Source organism: Candidatus Kinetoplastibacterium galatii TCC219, from assembly GCF_000340905.1.
GTDB lineage: Bacteria > Pseudomonadota > Gammaproteobacteria > Burkholderiales > Burkholderiaceae_B > Kinetoplastidibacterium > Kinetoplastidibacterium galati.
On record NC_020284.1, the window covers coordinates 690,142 to 711,873 of the forward strand.

Below are 21,732 nucleotides of genomic sequence, written 5' to 3' on the forward strand. Positions count from 1 at the left end.
GCTTCTTTAATCAATAATAAATAGGTGTTGGCCATATTCGACAGGTTCACCATTATCTACCAATATTGCTTTTATCACTCCTGATTTATCGGCCTCTACCTCATTTAATAATTTCATAGCTTCGATAATGCAAAGCTGATCACCCTCTTTAACAACTTGCCCTATGTCTACGAAAGGCGGATTCCCAGGACTTGATGAGCGATAGAAGGTCCCAACCATTGGGGCTCTAACAATGTGAGAATTATCTATAACAACATTATCTACTTTTTTTTCTGTAGAGCCGACCAAATCTGTAACTGGGCTAGTATGATTATTAGAACTGGAAGACTTAACTATACGAACCCTCCCATCCCCTTCTGTTATTTCAAATTCTGTAATATCTGATTCAGCAACCAAATCTATTAATTTTTTTATTTTTTCAAAATCCATGTTTTTCCCAACAGTAGAACCAATAGGTGTCGGTAATAAATATATGTCTTTAACTACTCTAGTAATTTTAAGATAATATTAGTAATTTATAGCATATCTTAATGCTGATTCATATCCACTAATCCCTAGACCAGAGATAACACCTATTGCAATATCAGACAAATAAGACAAGCTCCTAAAAGATTCTCTTTTATAAACATTAGATATATGTACTTCTATAAAAGGGATAGAAACTGCAGATATCGCGTCGCGCAATGCTATACTGGTATGGGTATATGCACCGGCATTTATAATAAGAAAATCATTTCTTTTTAAATGAGAATCATGAATTATATCAATAAGATGGCCTTCATGATTACTCTGCACTATTGAAATATCAACCATAGCTTCAGAAGCTATTTTTCTAAGGCTGCTATCAATCGTAGATAATGATATATTCCCATATATAGTTGGTTCTCTAACTCCAAGTAAATTTAAATTTGGTCCATGTAATACTAATATGTTTTTTGCCATTGAGACGCTACCATTGTATATAACAAATTATATTTAACAAATTATTTCGATCTAGCTGGAAGCACTGCAGATTGTTTCAAATAACAATATCCTGTATTTTAATAACTAGAAAAACTCCAACGGAATTATAACCTATAATTATAGTCTGTGTATTATTCTAAAAGAAATCTAACAATATATTTCATAAAATATGTAAAGTATAAATTACAATAAATCAAAAACTTAAAGAAAACACATCATGTATCGTAATATGCAAAACTGTTATTCTAAAAAATGTTGACAAATATCATGCCGTAATATTTCATAAAAGATATAAATTTATAGAGTACCGGCCTTATGAAAATATAACCTCAATATATAAATATAATAATTTACCCATTAAAATACAGAATAAATCATGAATATGTATGTTTTCTATGATGAAGGCAACGCCTTCAAAACAGGTAGCGTAATCTCCGAAACGGATAATACCCTACAAGTAATTTCAGAACATGGCAAACACATAAAAATTAAACAATCTAACTGTTTGTTTAAATTTGACAGTCCTGATCCACTTACATTAATGAAAGAAGCCGTAATACTTTCAAAAGAAATAGATACAAATTTTTTATGGGAATGCTCTCCTAATAACAACTTTAACGCTATAGACTTAGCTACAGAATATTTCGGTCATAATCCAACAAATATAGAGTATGTTAGTGTATTAATTTTATTACATAATTCTCCCATATATTTCTATAAAAAAGGTACTGGCAAATACATATCAGCTACGCAGTCTGCGATATCATCTGCTTTGATAAATATAGAGAAAAAAAAATTAATAGAGCAAGAACAAGAGTATCTAAAAAACCAGATGACAAATGGTATTTTGCCTAAAATTATCTGCGAAAATGCAGAATTATTAATAACTAATCCAGATAAGAAATCTATTTACTGGAAAGCATTAAATGCAGCATGTATAGAACTCCAAAAGTCTCCGGAACAACTGCTTTTATCTTTAAAAACTTGGCCAAGCCCATTAACTTTGTTTAAAAAAAGATTTATTTATGTAAATTTTCCTAATGGTTTGGATTTTCCTGAGTTTGATGACATCAGGGTGATTAAAAATTTAGATTTATCAGACAACGAAATTTACTCAATAGATGACAAAAATACCACCGAGATAGATGATGGGCTGTCTGTGAAAGAATTGGAAAATGGAGAAATAGAAGTAGGAATACATATAGCAGCTCCAGGATTAGGAATAAACCCTGGCAGCACATATGATAGGAATGCAAGGTTTAGAGCATCTACTGTTTATATGCCTAGTGAGAAAATACAGATGCAACCAGATGAGATAATAAAAAAATTCTCTCTAGCTAAAGGGAAAGAAGTGCCAGCTTTATCTTTATATGTTGTTTTTGATAGAAACTGTATTATTACTAAATCTCGCTCTTGTACTGAATTAGTAAAAGTAAAAGAAAATCTACGAATTAACCATCTAGAAGAAGAATATACAGAATCTAATTTGGATAATCCAGAAAAAGATATAATATACTCTCATTGGATAAGGCCTTTGTGGAAAATTGCCAAGAAACTAAATTCAGCAAGGCAAATCAACAGAGGATTCCCAGATAATAACTCTTATACAGATTTCTCATTTTATCTTGAAGGAGATACTAATGACCCTAATTCCATAGTACATATAGAGAAAAGAAGAAGAAACTCTCCTATAAATTTAGTAGTATCAGAATTCATGATTCTTGCAAATAACCTATGGGGAGGATTATTAAAAAAATATAATGTTCCTGGAATATATAGATCTCAACAACCAATGAGCAGAGTAAAAATTGGTACTATACCATTGCCACACTCTGGAATAGGTGTTCCTCAATATATATGGAGCACTTCCCCATTAAGAAGATATATTGATCTTGTTAATCAATGGCAATTAATTTCTATAGTTGAAAATGAAATAGCAGCACCACTATTTTCTCCATTCAGAAGTAGAGGTAATGATCTTTTGAGCATAATACAAGAATTCGAGATAAGGTATTCAGCCATATCGAATTTTCAAAACGAAATAGAAAATTATTGGTCTATAAAATGGTTAATCCAAAATGGAATAAAGAGAACTAATGCACATGTAATTAAAGACAATCTAGTAAAATTAAGTGAAGTTCCGATATTCGCTGATATAATGGGTATGCCCAAGAATCTAAAAGGCACAATAATAGAAGTAGAGATAACAGATATTGACGAGTTAAATTGCAAGTTAATCTGCAAGTACATAAAGTGATACTAGAGACAGATTATATAAAATTATAAAAATAATCTAATAATATTTTACACTTATAGGGAATACCTCAATGCAAAAATATGCAGTACAAAAATATGCAGTAATTGGAAATCCTGTTGCACATAGTCGTTCTCCTGATATACATATGATGTTTGCAAAACAAAACGGCATCTCCATATCCTATGAGAAAATATTTTCATCAGAGGAATATTTTGACGAAACAGTTAGAAAATTTTTTGCAGAAGGTGGTTACGGATTAAATGTTACAGTTCCTTTTAAGAGAAAAGCGTTTTCAATAATAGATGGTAATTGTATATCAGAGAGAGCTAAGCTAGCTAAATCTATTAATACGATTTGGACAAAAGATGGTGTACTACATGGATGCAATACTGACGGAATAGGATTGTTAAGAGATTTAACTAGGCTAGGTTTTAATTTTGAAAATGCTAGAATATTGATTGTAGGAGCTGGAGGAGCTGCTAGAGGGGCATTTCAAACCTTAATAAATACTTCTTGTTCTGAAATAAATATTGCTAACAGAACAGTTGTTAATGCGAAAAACTTGGTAGAGGAATGCAAAGATAACGATAGAAAAATAATTAATTACGGGCCACTTACAGAAGCCAATAAAAATGGGCCTTGGAATCTTGTTATAAATACTACGACAAGTAGTCTATCTAATATATCACCAGATTTGCCTAGAAACTTGTACTGTAAAGGAAATTCTCTTGCATACGATATGATGTATAGTAAAAAGGATACTCCTTTCATGCGTCAAGCTAGATTAGATGGAGCCACGAAGTGCTCAGATGGATTAGGTATGTTAGTGGAACAGGCAGCCGAGAGTTTTTATATTTGGTGCAATGTAAAGCCAGAAACAATAACGGTATTAGAAAACATAAGAAAATTAATGTCTAACGAATAATCAATTTATAAACACGTTGCTAATCATTATAAATAATTTGAATATTATAGTTAAATTAGATGTTCAATATTTCCTATTATTTAGCTAAAAATAATTATAGATCATTTACTATAATCTTATTATCATTAATAAGTTTATTTACTATTTTTTCATTGATTGAAACTATAGAAAGTAAGGATTCATCTATTATTAGCATACTTTACTTTCAGATTTTGAGCACTCCTGGTCGTCTATATGATTTAATACCACTTAGCATCTTAATAGGAACTACATTATCTATAAATTTGTTATCAAAAAACAATGAATGGATAGTTCTTAATGTATCAGGAATAAGCAATATCAAATTGATCCTTGTGCTATGGTTAATAAATATTCCAATAGTAATATTTTCTTTATTTCTATCTGAGTATTTAGTACCAATAGCTGAAATCAAAAATCTTAATAATCAAGTAATTAAGGGAAAACGAAATAATAATCAATTTGATAGTGGATACTGGATCAGTGACTTCAAAAATACTAAAAATATAATAATTAATATAAAGAATATTATACATAACGGAGAAATTGAAAAAATTACTTTATATGAATTTGATGAAAACAAAAAACTTTCAAAGATATACTTTGCCGATCATGGTCAACTTATAAGAAAATGTCTGGTGTTACAGAATGTAACTGTAAAAAACATAAATGTTCCTATTTTTGAAAATTTAACAAATAACCCTCAAAAGAAATATATAAATACAAGTTTTTCAAAAAACTTATCCTATGAAACAAATATAGATAGAGAATTTTTAGTTACCAGTAAATTATCAACAGATAGAATATCAATGTTTGAACTATATAGGTATAAGAAGAGAAATAAAATTTCCATTTTACAAGAAAGGGAATTGTACAATAAAATATCGTATTTGTTATTATTATTCACTATGATACCTGTAGCTGCTAATAGCATTGAACTTACTAAAAGTAAAAATAAAACTAGAATAGTTGAAACATTAATTACTGGTATTACTCTATTCGTAACCATTAAATTGTTGCCAATAATTGGTTCATTTTACAATTTTCCATTAATAATAACTTTAATTACAAGTATATTTATCCTTACCTTATCCATTTACAAAGTTATGAAGAGAGAAAATATATAATGCTAGAAAAGTATGGTGATATTAACAAAAAAGAGATTTGGGCAATTGGAGATGTACAAGGTTGTTACGATCAATTACGAATATTATTATCACATAGAATATTTTCAGACAATAAAAATATAGAATTATGGTTTGCTGGTGATATGATAAATCGTGGCCCAAAATCACTGCAGACAATCGAATACTTAATGAATTCGAATAAAAAAAATGTATGTGTACTTGGAAATCATGATCTACACTTGCTGGCTACATTCGCTGGATTAAGAAAAGCATCTAGATCTGACACATTGGAAGAAATATTAAACTCTCCTAATGTTTTAGACATTATAAACTGGATGAGATTTCGTCCACTTGCCCATTTTGAAGATAATAATCTAATGGTACATGCTGGGGTCATGGCTCAATGGGATATAAAAAAAACATTATCTTTGGCATCTGAAGTACAAAATTTACTACGTGAAAAAAACTGGCAGGATAATATTAAAAAGATTTTTGGTAATACGTCATTAATTTGGAACGACGAATTAAAAGGGAATAAAAGACTTAGAACAATTACAAATGCATTAACCAGAATTCGTTTATGCACGATAAAAGGAAAAATGATTTTTTCTATTAAAAGTCCTAATGCTATAGAAACAGATAAGAATCTAGTACCTTGGTTTGAACTACCTAACAGAAAAACAAAAGATATTACAATAATTTTTGGACATTGGTCAGCCCTAGGCTTACATATCGAGAAAAATCTAATGTGCTTAGATACTGGTTGTGTATGGGGAGGAAGCCTAACAGCAGTTAGGCTAAATGACCGCAAAATAATAAGCGTCCCTTTCGATAACAGAAAACAAATTAACGACTATATAAATCATTCTTAATATTTATCAAATAATCTTTTAGTATTACAGCAGCAGCTACTGCATCTTCTAGGATGTCATTCTTTGAAAGTAAAGCTTGAGCCTCAATACTAGAATATCTCTCATCAATAAAATCTACTTTAACATTGAATCTTCCCTTTATTTGATTAGCAAAACGACGACATCTAGACGTCATTTCTTGATCAGATCCGTCTTTATTTAAAGGAAGTCCTATGATCACATGATCGACACCCCATTCTCTCAACAAGAAATCTATTCTATCAAAGCGAACGGAGTTTTTCTCAGATCTAATAATTTCTAAAGGTCGAGATTCAAAGGTCAAAGTATTACCTAATGCTACTCCTATTTTTTTTATACCAAAATCAAATGATAATATAACTTCCTCAATCATAACATGCATAATCTACAAGACTTGTCTGCTCCTTAAGACCCAACAATCCTAAAGCGGCTCTATACCTTTCTTTTGGAGGCAGATCAAAAATAATATTCGAATCAGCTGGCACACTTATCCAATCATTATTGTATATCTCATCCTCAAGCTGCCCTGCTTCCCAACCAGAATATCCTAAAGAAATTAGTAAACGGTTTGGTCCTTTACCATTAGCTACATCTTGCAAGATATCCTTAGATGTTGTCAAAGCCAGCTCCCCTAATTTTATAGTAGAACTATAATTGCCATTACATGAATGTAAAATAAAACCACAATCTGACTGAACAGCCCCACCAAAGAATACAGTTTTATCCTTTATTGTTGATATTTCTAGCTTTAAATTAATTTTCTCAAATAAATTACCTAACGTAAATTCAGTTGGTTTATTAATAACCAGTCCTAAAGCTCCTTTGGAATTGTGCTCGCAAATATAAATCACCGATCCTGATAATCTATTATCTAAATCATAGGATGTTGATATTAAAAAATGATCTACCAAATTAATTGAAATGCTCTTTTCTTTAATCATATAATTCCTATAATTAAATATATAAAAACTTTTTAAGTATATATCTATAAACTAAAAACCTTATATAAACAAAATATATAAAGATAAATATGTTTCTGGAATTTTTTATTAGCCTTACAAATTAAATTTATATTTTAATAAATCGAGGTAATAATAGTAACATTCTGTTTGATATTTTATTTCATATAATGCATTATCATCTATAAAAAGAAAATTTCTGAGAATTATACTGGCTAATATCTAAAAATAGAAAATGTTTAGCATCATCTCTTAAATAATAATTTTTAATATATAAAAGACTAATAGAAAATCATCTACATATCATAAGAATGTAGTAATAATTTTATATCAAATAAAATAAAGCAATTTGCATTATAAAAATTAATAAGCTTATAATGTAATCAGTTGTCGTTTACTGTAAACAAAAACAAGGAAACGACATAGTCAGCCCTTTGTAAGGTCATTTATTGAAGTTTATTAATAGTTCCTTACAGAGTTGTTACTTCATTCTTACAGTAAAAATATTAATACCATGATTTCTAATAAAGATCTTTTCGAACGAGCTCAAAAATGTATACCTGGTGGAGTTAACTCTCCTGTCCGAGCCTTCTTATCTGTTGGAGGGTGTCCTCGTTTTATTAAAAAAGCATACGGACCATATATTTGGGATATTGAGGAAAATAAATACATTGATTATGTAGGATCATGGGGACCAGCTATTTTGGGACACTCCAACCCAGAAGTTATAAATTCCGTTATAGAAGCAGCTAAGAATGGATTATCGTTTGGAGCTCCTACCGAAGGAGAGACAGAACTAGCAGAACTTATAATTTCAAGAATACCTTCTATAGAACAAATTCGATTAGTTAGCTCAGGAACCGAAGCTACTATGACAGCGATACGTCTAGCTAGAGGATTTACTAATAAAACTAAGATAATCAAATTCGAAGGCTGTTATCATGGGCATTCTGATAGTTTATTAGTAAAAGCAGGATCAGGTCTTTTGACTTTAGGTCAACCTACATCTTCTGGCGTGCCAACTAGTTTTATAAAAGATACAATAGTATTGGAGTTTAATAATACAGAATCAGTTGAAAAAGCATTTAAGCAACATGGTAAAGATATTGCTTGTATTATAGTTGAGCCGGTTGCAGGTAATATGAATCTCGTAAAACCAAAAGAAGGATTTTTAAGATTTTTACGAGATATTTGCACTCAAAACGATTCTTTACTAATATTCGATGAAGTGATGACAGGATTTAGAGTTGGTCCAGAGTGTGCTCAAGGATTATTTGGAGTATCTCCAGACATAACTACATTAGCTAAAATAATTGGTGGTGGATTGCCTGTTGGCGCCATAGGTGCTAGAAAAAATATAATGGAATATTTAGCACCGCAAGGTGGCGTATACCAAGCAGGGACACTATCAGGAAATCCAATTGCAGTTGCGGCAGGAATTGCTACCCTAAGACAATTAAGTAAGCCAGGTTTTTATGAAAATTTGTCTAAAAATACACAATTATTATCATCAGAGCTTCAAAATATAGGAAGAAAGGCTGGACTCAAGTTTTCTACTGATTATATAGGAGGTATGTTTGGTATATACTTCAGTGATTCAGTACCAACATCTTTCATAGAATCATCAAATTGCAACTCAGAATTATTTAAATATTTTTTCCACGAAATGCTTGATGAAGGCGTCTACATGGCACCATCTTCTTTTGAAGCTGGTTTCTTATCGTCTACGCACGATGAAAATGTTATTCATAAAACTTTAGATATAGCAGAGAAAGTATTCAATAGATTGAAAAAAATAGACATGTAACACAACAAAAAATAATATTTTGCAAATTACATGTGTAAATATTTGATTTCTAAAAAATAACAGTAAAGCAAGATATTTATATAAACAAAAATCTTGCTTTACCAGGATAATTAAAATACCTATATTTCTAAATTATCAATTAAGCGAACATCTCCTAAATATGCAGCTCCTAGTATAACCAATGGTACTTTGGTTATACATGATAAATCGTCTTCATTTGGTATAGAGAGATCTGATTGTTTACGTACAGTTATGTAATTAACCAACCACTCATGCTTTTCTAGCTTGCTAATTGCTTCAGATTCTAAAACCAGTAGATCATTTCTAGAAGTATAATTGTTTTTCAAAATCTGTTGTTTTATATTACTTATAACTCTATGCAACATGGAGGCAGCTACTATCTGATACCTATCTAAATATTTGTTTCTAGAAGAAAAAGCAAGCCCTGCCTCATTCCTAACTATTTCATGACCTATTACATCTATTGGTAATAAAAATTGTTTACACATATTTCTAACAACTATTAGTTGCTGGTAGTCTTTTTTTCCAAGAATTAAAACATCTGGTTTTATAAGTGAAAATAATTTCATCAATACAGTGCAAACTCCCACAAAAAACCCTTTTCTTATCTCTCCCTCAAGAATGCTACCTAATTCCTTTGGGGGATTTATATAAAAATTTTGCAATTCTGGATAAATTTCTTTTTCGTTAGGGACAAAAACCAAATCAGTTTTAGCATGATTAGCTAAAATATTAATATCATTATCTATAGAACGTGGGTATTTATCAAAATCCTCATTAGGACCGAATTGCAATCTATTAACAAAAATACTCACAACAACAAAATTTTTTGTTTCTCTAGCCAAATCTACTAATTTTAGATGACCGTTGTGAAGACTTCCCATTGTAGGAACAAAAGAAATTTTTTTGTTTATGTTACCTAGAAATTTACATAAATCCGAGATTGAGTGTACTATTTTCATGATTGAGCAATTAAATTATTTAATCATTAATCTGTTTGATAAACATATGGTTTTTGAGATACTTTCGACAAATCAAATTCTTTTAATAGATCAATTTCAATTTTCCTATCCCATAATCTTTGTCTTCCGTCAATCTGCTGCTTTTTTAATAATGGATGGGTCTTATTGTACTTTCTTAAAAAAAGAGTAATATCAGATTCATAACTGTTCGACATTTTAACATTCCTATTGAATTCGATTTAATTTAAAAAAACCATCAATAAATGACTACTGAACACACTGTTTATTGGTAATGTCATAAATTAATATTATTTATACAATTGTTACCATTAAAACTAAGAGATTCTGTTTAAAAACATAAATGGCAATTCCATTAGAATTTCTTTATATTTAGAACAAGGATAATTCAATATAGATTTCTGAGCTTCTCTAGCCTCATTTTCAGCCAATTTAGACGTGTACTGTAGAGCATCTGTATCATTAACAATATTTACTATCTCAACTAGATTTGCATCACCACTGAGAACAGCTTCACGTAAAACAGCCCGTTGCTTTTTAGAACAAACCGCCATAGCTCTTATTAATGGCAATGTTGGTTTTCCTTCTCTTAGATCATCACCTATATTTTTGCCTAGAGTTTCTGAATCCCCTGAATAATCAAGTATATCATCGATTAATTGAAAAGATGTGCCTATATGCCTACCATAAATAGAAGCACAATTTTCCTGATCTGAACTAGCATCTGCAATAATTGCACCAACATGTGCTGATGCTTCGAATAATTTTGCAGTTTTAAATTGTACTATCTGCATATAGCTCTCAAGAGATGTATCTGGATCTTTAATATTCATTAACTGTAGAACTTCTCCCTCTGCTATTATAGTAGTGGTTTTTGAAAGAATCTCCATAATACGTAGTGAATCAGTTGATACCATCATCTCAAACGACTTTGAGTACAAATAATCACCTACTAAAACACTGGCTGCATTCCCAAATATTGAATTTGCTGAACTTAGTCCACGACGTAGTTCTGATTCATCAACAACATCATCATGCAGCAGCGTAGCTGTGTGAATAAATTCTATTATTGCTGCCAATAAATGATGTTTAATCCCTTTATAACCTAGCGATAGTGCTATAATTATGACCATAGATGGCCTTATACGTTTACCTCCAGAGTTAACTATATAATCCCCTATGGTGCGCACTAAAGCCACCTCAGAGTTCAACTGCTCGCGTATGATTTTATCAACCTCTTTTAGATCATCGCTAATTGACTTCATAAAAATAACTTTATCCAAAATTCACCAATATTATAAGACAATAAAATTCCATTACTAGAAAACAGATTTTATACCAATGATTACTTATAGCAAAATCTTATGAGATATTTTTACCAATTTTTATATTAATAAAAATATTACTGTTGAGTTATGGATTATTTTTGACTTTTTGTCATTGTAATAATAGAATATTCAGTCATATATAAAATATATAATTTATATATATTTTATTGTGCGTATTTAAATATATATCCAAACATGCTGAATATTAAGATCATGTGTGGAATTATTTACACAAAAAATAGCACGAATAATATAGAGATTTAGTTATATCTTGAGGAATATCCTATGTACGCGGTCGTAAAAACTGGTGGTAAACAATATAAAGTTACCATTGGCCAAAAACTTAAAATAGAACAGATACCAGCTGACATTGGACAAGAGATCACCCTAGACTGTGTTTTAATGATAGAGTCTGGAGAAAAAATGATTATTGGCCAACCAACAGTTTCTGGAGCAAGTGTAAAAATTGCAATTCTAAATCATGGAAAACATGATAAAGTAAAAATATTCAAAATTAGACGCAGAAAACACTACCAAAAGCACCAAGGTCATAGGCAAAAATATACAGAAATTTTTATTAAAGATATTAATTTTAATGATTCTATCTAAACATACAGGAACTAAATGATATGGCACACAAGAAAGGTGGCGGTTCTACTAGGAATGGTCGTGACTCTGAATCAAAACGTTTAGGAGTAAAAGCATTTGGAGATCAGCATATAACTGCTGGCTCAATAATTGTTAGACAAAGAGGCACTCGCTTTCATGCTGGATTAAATGTTGGAATTGGTAAAGATCATACATTGTTTGCCCTTAAGGAAGGTAGGATACAATTCTCCGTAAAAGGAGCGTTGAAAAAACAAACAGTATCTGTTATCAGCACTAAATAAATCATTGATGTAATAAATCTATATTTACTCAAATAAATTATTTATTACATCTTTCTACATGAAAAAAATAACATGAAGTTTATTGATGAAGCTACTATTGAAGTAATAGCTGGTGACGGCGGAAATGGTGTAGCTAGCTTTAGGAGAGAAAAATTTATACCAAAAGGAGGGCCTGATGGTGGAGACGGTGGATGCGGTGGATCAATATATGCAGTTGCCAATAATAATATAAATACGCTAATAGATTTCCGTTATGCACGCATTCATAGGGCTAAAAACGGCAAGAATGGAAAAGGCTCTGATAGATATGGAGCTTCCGCAGAAGATATATTTTTAAAAATGCCAGTAGGTACAATCATCAAAGATATAGATACAGGCTACGTAATAGCGGACTTAAAGACAAAAGGACAAGTAGAATTATTAGTTGCTGGAGGATCTGGGGGGCTTGGGAACCTACACTTTAAATCTAGTATAAACAGAACTCCACGTCAGTTTACTCTTGGAGCGAAAGGAGAGTCTCGTAGAATTAATCTAGAATTAAGATTATTTGCAGATGTGGGTCTTCTTGGAATGCCTAACTCTGGAAAATCAACTCTTATATCCAAAATATCAAATGCTAGACCAAAAATAGCTGATTATCCATTTACAACATTACATCCTAATCTAGGTGTGGTTAGAACTTCAGTTAATAGAAGTTTCGTTGTGGCTGACATACCAGGAATAATATCTGGAGCATCTAAAGGAGTTGGCCTTGGTCATGTTTTTTTAAGGCATTTAAAGAGAACTGGGATTTTGCTCCATATTGTAGATATTTCAGAATACGATACTTTATCCATAGATAAAGCTGTAAAAGATATTAATATAATTACAGACGAACTAGCTCAGTATGATTATGAATTATTGCTAAAACCTCGTTGGTTAGTATTAAACAAAATAGATATTGCTCAGAACTTTGAAAAATCTAAAGATATTATATGTAGAAAATTAAACTGGAATAATCCAATTTTCATGATATCAGCCTTAGAAAAATCGGGTTTAACAGAACTAGTTCAAGAATTACAGATATATATAGATAAACACAACTCTGAACTTGAAATTAAAAATTCGATGTAACAATCACAAATTATTATCTAACATTAAACTAATAGCTTTTTGCAACTGAAAATCATTAGGGCTTCCGAATTCGAAGCTCAAATCACTGACATTTTTACTGATACAAATATCATCGCAATATTGATTGTAAGACTTATTATCAATATTTTTATTATTTTGAATATGATTATATAAATTCGACTCTCTTTGCGCATAAAATAAATTACCACTAAGCGTATCGTTTACTATATAGTCAGGAATTATTCCTGTTGCCTGTATTGATCTACCAGAAGGCGTAAAATACAAAGAAGTTGTTAATTTAATAGCAGAAGAATCATCTAAAGGAATTATTGCTTGAACTGAACCCTTACCAAAGGTTTTATTTCCTAAGATTTTTGCTCTAGAATGATCTTGCATAGCGCCAGCAACAATCTCAGATGCAGAAGCAGATCCGGAATTGACCAAAACTATCATTTTTATGTTCTTGAACCAAGTAGGCAAAAATTTTAAATCATCCGAAGCATTTATAGAATATTCTTCTGGCACAGAAAAATATTTATGACAAGACTCAATATTTCTACCACTAGTATAGACAACTAAAGACCCTTTTTTTAGAAATACTCCTGAGACTCCTATAGCACTACTTAATAGACCACCAGGATTATTTCTTAAATCTAATACTATTCCAGACAACTTAGTACTATTATCGACTATATTATGTAAATTTCTTACCATATCACTAAGTGTATTCTCTTGGAATTGTGTAATTCTAATATATAAAATATTATTGTCAATAATGTTACAAGTGATACTATTAATTTTTATTATGTCACGAAGTATTTTTAAATTTATATAATTCTTGTGACCTTCCCTTGATAAGGTAAGATTAACAGATGATTTAGGCTCACCTCGCATCATCTTAATAGCCTCAGCAGGAGGCATCCCTCTGGTTGAGACACCATCTATCTGAACAATATAGTCCCCAGGAATAATGCCAGCAGCTGCGGCTGGAGTAAAGTCCAAAGGAGAAATTACCTTAATTCCCATGTTTTCTTCAAAGCTTACTTCTACACCTAGACCTCCAAATTCTCCATGAGTCACTGATTTTATATCATTGTAATCATCAGCATTTAAATATGAAGAATGTGGATCAAGTCTAGAGATCATGCCTGATATTGCATTGCTGATAATACTATTATCAGCAACTTCTTTCATGTAGTTTTCTTTTACTATAGCAAAAGCTTTAACAATTTTCTGTAATTCCACTAAAGAAATGGATGAATTATCATTTATTAAAAAGCTATTGCTAGTATTAAAAATAACAACAAAAGCAGAAAAAAAGAAAAAAATCAAATAGCAAAGTTTTCTAAACATCATGAATAATTTATTATTAATCGAATTAAAACCATTAATAGCTATTAATAACAACTACATTATACAAAATAATACAATAAATGTTTATTTCTTACCCTGTGATGTAATAGCAGAAACAGCCATTTCAATATCACTAGGATCTCCTAAGTAATGATATTCTGTTAAGTTGAACTCTCTATCTAGTTCGCATACCATAGGCTGACCTGTTGGTATGTTTAAACACATTATATCTTTATCAGATATAGCCCCGATATGCTTTATTAAAGCCCTGAGGCTATTGCCATGCGCAACTATAAACACATTTTTCCCTTCTTTTATAACTGGTAGAATATGATTATTCCAAAAAGGCACTACCCTATCAACCGTATCTTTTAGACATTCACTAGAAGGCAATAAACTACTTGCAATATTTTTATATCTTGTATCAAAACGTGGATGCCTTTCATCATCAAATAACAATGAATCTGGAGCTATATCGTATGATCTTCGCCATATTAATACCTTATCCTCTCCGAATTTAGCAGCTGTTTTAGCCTTATTCAGTCCTTGTAATTGACCATAGTGACGCTCGTTTAAACGCCAACTTAAATTAGTTGGTGTATACATGATATTCATAACATCAAGAACAATCCAAAGAGTACGTATCGCTCGTTTCAACATTGAAGAATATGCTACATCAAATTCATAACCTTCTTTTTTTAATAGCTGTCCTGCACATGAAGCTTGGATCTTCCCCGCTTCCGTAAGATCAATATCAGCCCAACCAGTGAAACGATTTTCAGCATTCCAAATACTCTCACCATGACGCATTAATACTAACTTATACATATTGATATACTCACACAAATAATTAAAATATCATTTCTTATTTTTTATTTAACGTAACATGTTATTTAATATACATTAAAAGTTAATAAATAACTCTAATTAAACTATAATTTTCAGGAAACAAAGTGGATATAGTAAATTTTTTTATTAAAGATAATAATATTCTATTCTTATTTATTGCCATAATCTCGGCTATTATGTTACTAATGCCTTACCTCAGGAAAAACATTAATGGTATTGAGCTAAATGAAGCTATAAATCTAGTTAACAAAAATGAAGCTATATTAGCAGACATAAGAACACCCAACGAATTTAAAGAAAAACATATACCTCAATCATACAATACTAATTCGGATGATCTTAAATCTAATAATAAATTTACAAATAAGCCTGTAATACTTATTTGTAAAGATGGCACAGATTCTTCAAAACTAGCTTCAGAAATCAAAAATCATAGTACTGGAAATGTTTTATTTCTAATCGGTGGCATGAATGAATGGATAAGCAATGAACTGCCAATAATAAAAAAATAGACACTACAGTATAATTCTATAATATAAAAATATTATCAGAGCTTAAATTAAATAAACTTAAAAGAAAGATAATCATGAAAAATGATAACCATAATAATGCACAAAATCAACAAAGCAATACACAAGAATTCAATATACAACGTATATATTTAAAAGATCTATCTATAGAAATGCCTAATGCCCCTGGCATTTTCCTTGATATGGATAGGTACAAAGTAGATGTTAATATAAAAGTAGGGGGAAAAAAACTCTCAGATAACATATTCGAGTCTGATATAACAGTCAATGTTAGTGCTTTGGTATCAGAACAAACACTTTACATTATAGAAATAACTCAATCAGGTATCTTTGAATTTAAAAATATAAATAAAACAGATATAGATAAATTGCTTAGCATAAATTGCTATACAATAATATATCCTTATCTAAGGGCCAATGTAGCTGACATGTTATCTAGGATGTCTATGCCAGCATTTCACCTAGAGAACGTAAATTTTCAAGCCTTGTATGAGCAATATTCCAATGAATGATCAAAAACATTTGAAACCTGCTGATAATCATAAAGACAAACAAGAAGTATGTGCTCGTTATAATAAAACGAATGTTCTCATATTAGGATCAGGTAGTTGGGGAACAGCATTAGCTATAGCATCATCTAAGAAAAATAATACTTGTCTATGGTCTAGAAATCTTGAGCAAACAAATAATATGCTTGTATACAGAGAAAACAGAGTTCATCTACCAGGAGTAAAATTTAATGATGATCTATTAATAACAAATAATATGGATCACGCTCTAGACTTTGTAATAGCAGATAATACTCAGCCTTTAATTATAACTGGAGTTCCTGTCTCTGGCGTATCTGAAACTTGCTCTTTATTATCCAGATATTCAAATTACATACCACAAAATATACCGGTGATATGGACTTGTAAGGGTTTTGAACCTGATACCTCAAATCTTATACATGAAATAATACAAAGAGATCTAAGATCATCAAAATTTACACATGGTATATTATCTGGCCCTTCATTCGCAAGTGAAGTTGCGTTAGATTTGCCGACTGCACTAACAATAGCTAGTGACTCTAGTAACTTATGTAATATAGCAATAGATGCTCTACATAATAATAAATTACGCATATATAGCAGTAGCGATATTATAGGTGTAGAGGTAGGTGGCGCATTAAAGAATATCATATCAATAGCTTGTGGGATATCAGATGGACTGAAATTAGGAGATAATGCAAGAGCAGCTCTAATTACTAGAGGACTTCTTGAAATAAGACGTTTTGGAGTTTCATTAGGATCTATTAATGAAACTTTCTATGGATTATCAGGACTGGGAGATTTAGTACTCACAGCGACAAGCAACTTATCCAGAAACCGTAATATAGGTATAAAAATAGGTCACGGAAACCCAATAGCAGAGATACTAAATTCAAAAATCACGGCAGAAGGTGTCAGATGCGCCTTGTCTGTTAGAGCAAGAGCTAGAAACATGAATCTTATTTTGCCAATAATTGAAGCTGTTTGTTCAATATTATTCGAACAAACAAATCCAATGGACGCAGTAGCAACGCTCTTAGAAAGAGAAGCACGTCAAGAATAATTGTATTTTAAATTAAGATGGTTTAAGATAAATTAAAGTTATTTTGTCTCCAAGCCTCATATACTGTTATAGCAATAGCATTCGATAAATTTAAGCTCCTTTGACTAGCCAACATAGGTAAGCAGAGCCTTTGATCCTTAGAGAAAAGATTCATGTTTTCATCAGAGAGACCGGAGGTTTCTCTGCCAAAAACAAAAACATCACCAGGATAAAATTTAACTCTTGAAAAAATATTACTGGATTTTGTAGTGAGGGCAAAACACCTGTTCATTGGAGTCCCAATGAAATCTATAGCATTTATTAAGCTATTATGTATGCGTATTGGCTGCCATTCATGATAATCTAAACCAGCTCTTCTTAATTTGGTATGATCAAGATCAAATGACATTGGTTTTACTATATGCAAAAAACTACCTGTATTTGCACATAAACGAATAGCATTACCTGTATTCGACGGTATCTCTGGACAAACCAAAATAACATTAAACATATAACTCCATGCATAATATATAATTATGATTATTTGAATAGTGTACTATATATTTGCAATACCATGAAAAATATATTAAATTTTATGTACTAGGCTCATAATATGATCAACAATACTGACAAAGAAAAAGAATCTTCTCTACCTATTAATATATCTCATGTATCTAAACAGTTCTCAAGACGGAATGGTCTTGTGAATTCGCAATTCTTGTATGCTGAAATAGCGAGTCGTTTAGCAAATAATCTTAAGTATATAAAAATAAAACCAAAAAATATAGTGGATTCAGGCTGTGGAATCGGTAATAACCTATCTATACTACAATCCATATATAAAAATTTTAATTATATTGGAATAGATAGATCATTTCATTTATTGAATATTGGTCATAAAAAATTTAAACAAAAAGGAATGTTTAATAAAATAAAAGACATCTTAACTAAAAAATCAGTACCTATATTTATACAATCAGACATGAGTGCATCTGGACTAAAATCAGAATCTATTGATATGGTTTGGTCGAATTTAGCCTTACACTGGCATAATAAACCAAAAAGTGTTATTGATGAATGGCACAGAATACTTAAAGATAATGGATTAGTAGTATTCTCGTACTTTGGTCCTGATACAATAAAGGAAGTACGATCAGCTATAAACAATGCTAAAATAGAAACGGAAATGATGTATTTTATCGATATGCATGATGTTGGAGATATGCTGATACATAATGGATTCGAAAATCCTGTTATGCACAAGGATACAATCACATTGACATACAAAAATCCATTACGACTTTTAAGAGATGTGCATTATATAGGTGGTAATGCCAGCATGAACCGCAAAAAAAACCTTGCAAGCAAAGCATGGCTAACTGCATTGTGTGAATCGCTAGATAAACAGCGTAACAACTCGTTAATTAACTTAACTATTGAAATAATATATGGTCATGCATGGCGAAAAACTAACCGCAAAAACAACTCTGAGAAAACGATAAAAATGGCCTTTCAATCAACAAACTCATTTTAAATTACAGCGTAAAATAGTCTAAGGTATCATTTAGAATCATTATTTCTTCTTCTGTTTGTCGAAGTGATGCCAAGTTGTTTCAGTTTGCGATAAAGATGCGTACGCTCTAATCCAGTCCTTTCAGAAACACGGGTCATGCTATAACCATCACGCATCAAATGATATTCAAAATAAACGCGCTCAAAAGCATCACGGGCATCACGCAGTGGCTGATCTAAAGAAACATTACCAAGCTTACAACTGCCATTTTGATCAATTGGTACTAAGCATGTATCAGACCAACTAGAATCCTCATTAGCGCTTGTAATTTCTTTTGTAACAGAACGAGGGGTTTTAAAATTTGAGGATTGCAATGTTCTATTTCTAAGTAATCCAGCAGCAACAGTCTTTAATAATTTCTGCAAAGAGATCGGTTTCTCTAAAAAATCCATAGCTCCTATGCGTGTAGCTTCTACAGCAATATCAATGCTTGCATGTCCACTCATCATTATAACAGGCATAGTCAATAAACCTTGCGAGATCCACTCTTTTAGCAAACTTACCCCATCTGTATCAGGCATCCAAATATCTAATAAAACTAGATCTGGGCGTAAACGTAAACGTATTTCCCTAGCCTGTGCTGCATTTTCTGCCTGTTCGACTGTATGACCCTCATTATATAAGATCTCAGATAAGAGCTCACGTATACCTACTTCATCATCTACTACTAAGATTTTGGCCATAAATACCCACCCATTATATAGCCAATACCTTAAATGCAAAAAAACACTCATTCTACTATATCTCCTTAAAAATTATAAACATAGCTGGCACAAATATTAAATTATAATTATTAATAGTAAACCTAAAACTCAAATAGCACTTATTATCAATTAATAATAAATAAAATAGATATAACTATAAAACATCAACTTATTGCAATGGCTACATTATGACATATCATTAAATTCGTAGATACTTGTATATGTAATAAAATTAATTGTTATACTATTCAATACTATGTATAGAAAATTTTACTATCATTTAGACTATATAACATTATCAAAAAAATTATATATGATAGCTAAATAATCTTTAATAAAAGAAAATCATACATAAATATATCTTCAATAATATCAAGTAATAAAATATATTTAGCAAAAGGTTGTGTAAAAAAACTATAAAAATAACATATACAGACTATAAAAGAGTATTTTGCATACGCTTATATGTTTTTTATTCAATTAAATTACAAAGCAAAAGTAAATATTCTCATCGCTAGTTGAAACTAAATTTTTTCTTAAATAATGCATAAAAGAAGCCATCGTGAGATACAATGTTATCATTGTTGCAAGAAACAGGTAGAATCTGAGCTGGAGAATCGAGAAATATGGCATCACTATGCCTATCTAAGAAAGACAAAGCTTGACCAATACATTCTTCATAAAAAATAGAACATGTCACATATAGCATCTTCCCTCCAGGAGCCACTGTATTCCATAAAGCATCTATAATTTTTATTTGCCTTAAAACAAATTTTTTTATATCAGATTCTTTTCTTAACCACCTAATATCAGGGTGCTTTCTAACTATACCAGAAGCAGAGCATGGAACATCAGCTAAAACAGCATCAAACAACTTTCCATCCCACCATTTTTCTAAATCCATAGCATCAGCATGCATAAGTTTAACATTGTCAGAATATAATCTTAATCTTTCAAGATTCTGTTTCATTCTGTTAAGTCTTACTTCATCGCAATCCAGGGCTAAAAGATTAATGTTTGCTAATTCTAGTAAATGCGAAGCCTTACCACCAGGAGCAGCACATGCATCTAAAACACTCATGCCATCCTCAACACCTAATATAGACCCAGCTAATTGAGCACCAGCATCCTGCACGCACCACCATCCTTCTGAGAACCCTACTAAGTTATCTAATTTTGATATAATTTTTTTCTGTAAAATAATTCCAGAATCTCCAAAACGTCGGCAATCAATATCATTTTCTAAGAATATACTCACTACACTATCTCTGTCTATTTGCCTGGTATTAACTCTTATTGCTAATTGAGAAGGGATATTAGCAAGTGATAGCATCATTTCCCATGAGTCATAATAAGCACTACGCAAATTATCTATCCACCAACGTTGATAATTCCAACAGGCCTCGAGGTTATCTTCTACCATATTTTCTAAAAAACATCTCTTTCTTAGAAAATTACGTAATCCAGCATTTAGTAATGATTTATATGGCTTTAATAAAGTCATGTTGTTTGTAACATTAACAGCTTCATTAACTATAACAAAATCTTTATATATTGGAACAAATTTTAAATTCTTTTCGTTCTTTTCAAGATTAGAAAATTTCAATAGAGTTAATGATAATAGCCATAAAGACTCAAATAGCTTGTTTGGATACTTTTTTATTAAACATTTTCCAACAGCACTTGCCCATCCTAAATATCTCATTGCATGAAAACTTAATGATTGAACAGATGATCTTTTAACAGGAGTATCTATTTTATCCAGAAAGCATGTTAATGACCTTCCTTGCAATACTTCTAATATAGCATGTGATGTCACCATCATAGTATCTGATAACTGAACTGACAACTCATTGCAATTTATAATTTTCAT

At 30.9% G+C, this 21,732-nt stretch carries 24 protein-coding genes; 12 read left to right on the forward strand and 12 right to left on the reverse strand.

Features of this window, described 5'->3' with window-relative positions:
* Positions 1–6: 6 nt before the first annotated feature.
* Together accB and aroQ are read right to left on the reverse strand one after the other, a co-directional pair.
* Entirely contained in the window at positions 7–429 is a 423-nt protein-coding gene (gene accB, locus ST1E_RS03185) for an acetyl-CoA carboxylase biotin carboxyl carrier protein (protein WP_015389800.1), read from the reverse strand.
* Between the two features lie 78 nt (positions 430–507).
* On the reverse strand, positions 508–942 hold the full coding sequence (gene aroQ / locus ST1E_RS03190; protein ID WP_015389801.1) for a type II 3-dehydroquinate dehydratase: 435 nt from the start codon (positions 940–942) through the stop codon (positions 508–510).
* A 397-nt stretch (positions 943–1,339) separates the two neighbouring features.
* Between aroQ and ST1E_RS03195 the strand changes: the two genes are divergently transcribed.
* The 4 genes from ST1E_RS03195 to ST1E_RS03210 all read left to right on the forward strand — a co-directional run bounded on the left by ST1E_RS03195 (position 1,340) and on the right by ST1E_RS03210 (position 6,162).
* On the forward strand, positions 1,340–3,220 hold the full coding sequence (locus ST1E_RS03195; protein WP_015389802.1) for a ribonuclease catalytic domain-containing protein: 1,881 nt from the start codon (positions 1,340–1,342) through the stop codon (positions 3,218–3,220).
* Between the two features lie 70 nt (positions 3,221–3,290).
* The gene (gene aroE, locus ST1E_RS03200; protein ID WP_015389803.1) at positions 3,291–4,145 is read left to right on the forward strand and encodes a shikimate dehydrogenase; all 855 of its coding nucleotides are present in this window, start codon (positions 3,291–3,293) and stop codon (positions 4,143–4,145) included.
* 59 nt (positions 4,146–4,204) lie between these two features.
* A complete protein-coding gene (locus ST1E_RS03205) occupies positions 4,205–5,290 on the forward strand; it encodes an LptF/LptG family permease (protein ID WP_015389804.1) in 1,086 nt (361 codons plus the stop codon).
* Entirely contained in the window at positions 5,290–6,162 is an 873-nt protein-coding gene (locus ST1E_RS03210; protein ID WP_015389805.1) for a symmetrical bis(5'-nucleosyl)-tetraphosphatase, read from the forward strand. Before ST1E_RS03205 ends, ST1E_RS03210 begins: the two co-directional genes overlap by 1 nt.
* On the opposite strand, the gene ruvX is transcribed toward ST1E_RS03210, so the two are convergent.
* Both ruvX and ST1E_RS03220 read right to left on the reverse strand, forming a co-directional pair.
* Entirely contained in the window at positions 6,137–6,553 is a 417-nt protein-coding gene (ruvX, locus tag ST1E_RS03215) for a Holliday junction resolvase RuvX (RefSeq protein ID WP_041185980.1), read from the reverse strand. The genes ST1E_RS03210 and ruvX overlap by 26 nt on opposite strands.
* Positions 6,546–7,121: a YqgE/AlgH family protein gene (locus tag ST1E_RS03220; RefSeq protein ID WP_015389807.1), complete on the reverse strand. Its 576-nt coding sequence runs from the start codon at positions 7,119–7,121 to the stop codon at positions 6,546–6,548. Before ST1E_RS03220 ends, ruvX begins: the two co-directional genes overlap by 8 nt.
* 532 nt (positions 7,122–7,653) lie before the next feature.
* Between ST1E_RS03220 and hemL the strand changes: the two genes are divergently transcribed.
* On the forward strand, positions 7,654–8,946 hold the full coding sequence (gene hemL / locus ST1E_RS03225; RefSeq protein ID WP_015389808.1) for a glutamate-1-semialdehyde 2,1-aminomutase: 1,293 nt from the start codon (positions 7,654–7,656) through the stop codon (positions 8,944–8,946).
* A 119-nt stretch (positions 8,947–9,065) separates the two neighbouring features.
* Here the strand turns inward: hemL and panC are convergent, their stop codons facing one another.
* The 3 genes from panC to ST1E_RS03240 all read right to left on the reverse strand — a co-directional run bounded on the left by panC (position 9,066) and on the right by ST1E_RS03240 (position 11,212).
* A complete protein-coding gene (panC, locus tag ST1E_RS03230; RefSeq protein ID WP_015389809.1) occupies positions 9,066–9,929 on the reverse strand; it encodes a pantoate--beta-alanine ligase in 864 nt (287 codons plus the stop codon).
* 26 nt (positions 9,930–9,955) lie between these two features.
* Complete coding sequence (locus tag ST1E_RS03235; protein WP_015389810.1) at positions 9,956–10,144, reverse strand: DUF3460 family protein; 189 nt, start codon at positions 10,142–10,144, stop codon at positions 9,956–9,958.
* Positions 10,145–10,264: 120 nt separating this feature from the next.
* Complete coding sequence (locus ST1E_RS03240; protein WP_015389811.1) at positions 10,265–11,212, reverse strand: polyprenyl synthetase family protein; 948 nt, start codon at positions 11,210–11,212, stop codon at positions 10,265–10,267.
* A gap of 348 nt (positions 11,213–11,560) precedes the next feature.
* On the opposite strand from ST1E_RS03240, the gene rplU reads away from it, so the two are divergent.
* The 3 genes from rplU to obgE all read left to right on the forward strand — a co-directional run bounded on the left by rplU (position 11,561) and on the right by obgE (position 13,278).
* Positions 11,561–11,884, forward strand: coding sequence for a 50S ribosomal protein L21 (rplU, locus tag ST1E_RS03245; RefSeq protein WP_015389812.1), 324 nt, complete (start codon positions 11,561–11,563; stop codon positions 11,882–11,884).
* A 20-nt stretch (positions 11,885–11,904) separates the two neighbouring features.
* Positions 11,905–12,165, forward strand: a complete 261-nt coding sequence (gene rpmA, locus ST1E_RS03250) for a 50S ribosomal protein L27 (protein ID WP_015389813.1) — start codon at positions 11,905–11,907, stop codon at positions 12,163–12,165.
* A 72-nt stretch (positions 12,166–12,237) separates the two neighbouring features.
* Positions 12,238–13,278, forward strand: a complete 1,041-nt coding sequence (obgE, locus tag ST1E_RS03255) for a GTPase ObgE (protein ID WP_015389814.1) — start codon at positions 12,238–12,240, stop codon at positions 13,276–13,278.
* A gap of 3 nt (positions 13,279–13,281) precedes the next feature.
* Here the strand turns inward: obgE and ST1E_RS03260 are convergent, their stop codons facing one another.
* A complete protein-coding gene (locus tag ST1E_RS03260; RefSeq protein WP_235043585.1) occupies positions 13,282–14,610 on the reverse strand; it encodes a S41 family peptidase in 1,329 nt (442 codons plus the stop codon).
* A 105-nt stretch (positions 14,611–14,715) separates the two neighbouring features.
* Entirely contained in the window at positions 14,716–15,459 is a 744-nt protein-coding gene (gene gpmA, locus ST1E_RS03265; RefSeq protein WP_015389816.1) for a 2,3-diphosphoglycerate-dependent phosphoglycerate mutase, read from the reverse strand.
* A gap of 125 nt (positions 15,460–15,584) precedes the next feature.
* Here gpmA and ST1E_RS03270 point away from each other — a divergent pair, with 125 nt between their 5' ends.
* The 3 genes from ST1E_RS03270 to ST1E_RS03280 all read left to right on the forward strand — a co-directional run bounded on the left by ST1E_RS03270 (position 15,585) and on the right by ST1E_RS03280 (position 17,603).
* Positions 15,585–15,992 carry a rhodanese-like domain-containing protein gene (locus ST1E_RS03270; RefSeq protein ID WP_015389817.1) on the forward strand — a complete coding sequence of 136 codons (408 nt, stop codon included), beginning with the start codon at positions 15,585–15,587 and terminating at the stop codon, positions 15,990–15,992.
* A 74-nt stretch (positions 15,993–16,066) separates the two neighbouring features.
* The gene (secB, locus tag ST1E_RS03275; protein WP_015389818.1) at positions 16,067–16,522 is read left to right on the forward strand and encodes a protein-export chaperone SecB; all 456 of its coding nucleotides are present in this window, start codon (positions 16,067–16,069) and stop codon (positions 16,520–16,522) included.
* Positions 16,515–17,603 carry an NAD(P)H-dependent glycerol-3-phosphate dehydrogenase gene (locus tag ST1E_RS03280; RefSeq protein WP_015389819.1) on the forward strand — a complete coding sequence of 363 codons (1,089 nt, stop codon included), beginning with the start codon at positions 16,515–16,517 and terminating at the stop codon, positions 17,601–17,603. Before secB ends, ST1E_RS03280 begins: the two co-directional genes overlap by 8 nt.
* Positions 17,604–17,625: 22 nt before the next feature.
* Here ST1E_RS03280 and ST1E_RS03285 read toward each other — a convergent pair whose 3' ends face one another.
* Positions 17,626–18,093 (reverse strand): tRNA (cytidine(34)-2'-O)-methyltransferase, encoded by a 468-nt coding sequence (locus tag ST1E_RS03285; RefSeq protein WP_015389820.1) that lies wholly within the window; start codon positions 18,091–18,093, stop codon positions 17,626–17,628.
* A gap of 102 nt (positions 18,094–18,195) precedes the next feature.
* Here ST1E_RS03285 and ST1E_RS03290 point away from each other — a divergent pair, with 102 nt between their 5' ends.
* Entirely contained in the window at positions 18,196–19,116 is a 921-nt protein-coding gene (locus ST1E_RS03290; protein ID WP_015389821.1) for a methyltransferase domain-containing protein, read from the forward strand.
* 26 nt (positions 19,117–19,142) lie between these two features.
* Here ST1E_RS03290 and ST1E_RS03295 read toward each other — a convergent pair whose 3' ends face one another.
* Positions 19,143–19,838, reverse strand: coding sequence for a response regulator (locus ST1E_RS03295; protein WP_015389822.1), 696 nt, complete (start codon positions 19,836–19,838; stop codon positions 19,143–19,145).
* Between the two features lie 535 nt (positions 19,839–20,373).
* A complete protein-coding gene (gene rsmB, locus ST1E_RS03300) occupies positions 20,374–21,732 on the reverse strand; it encodes a 16S rRNA (cytosine(967)-C(5))-methyltransferase RsmB (RefSeq protein WP_015389823.1) in 1,359 nt (452 codons plus the stop codon).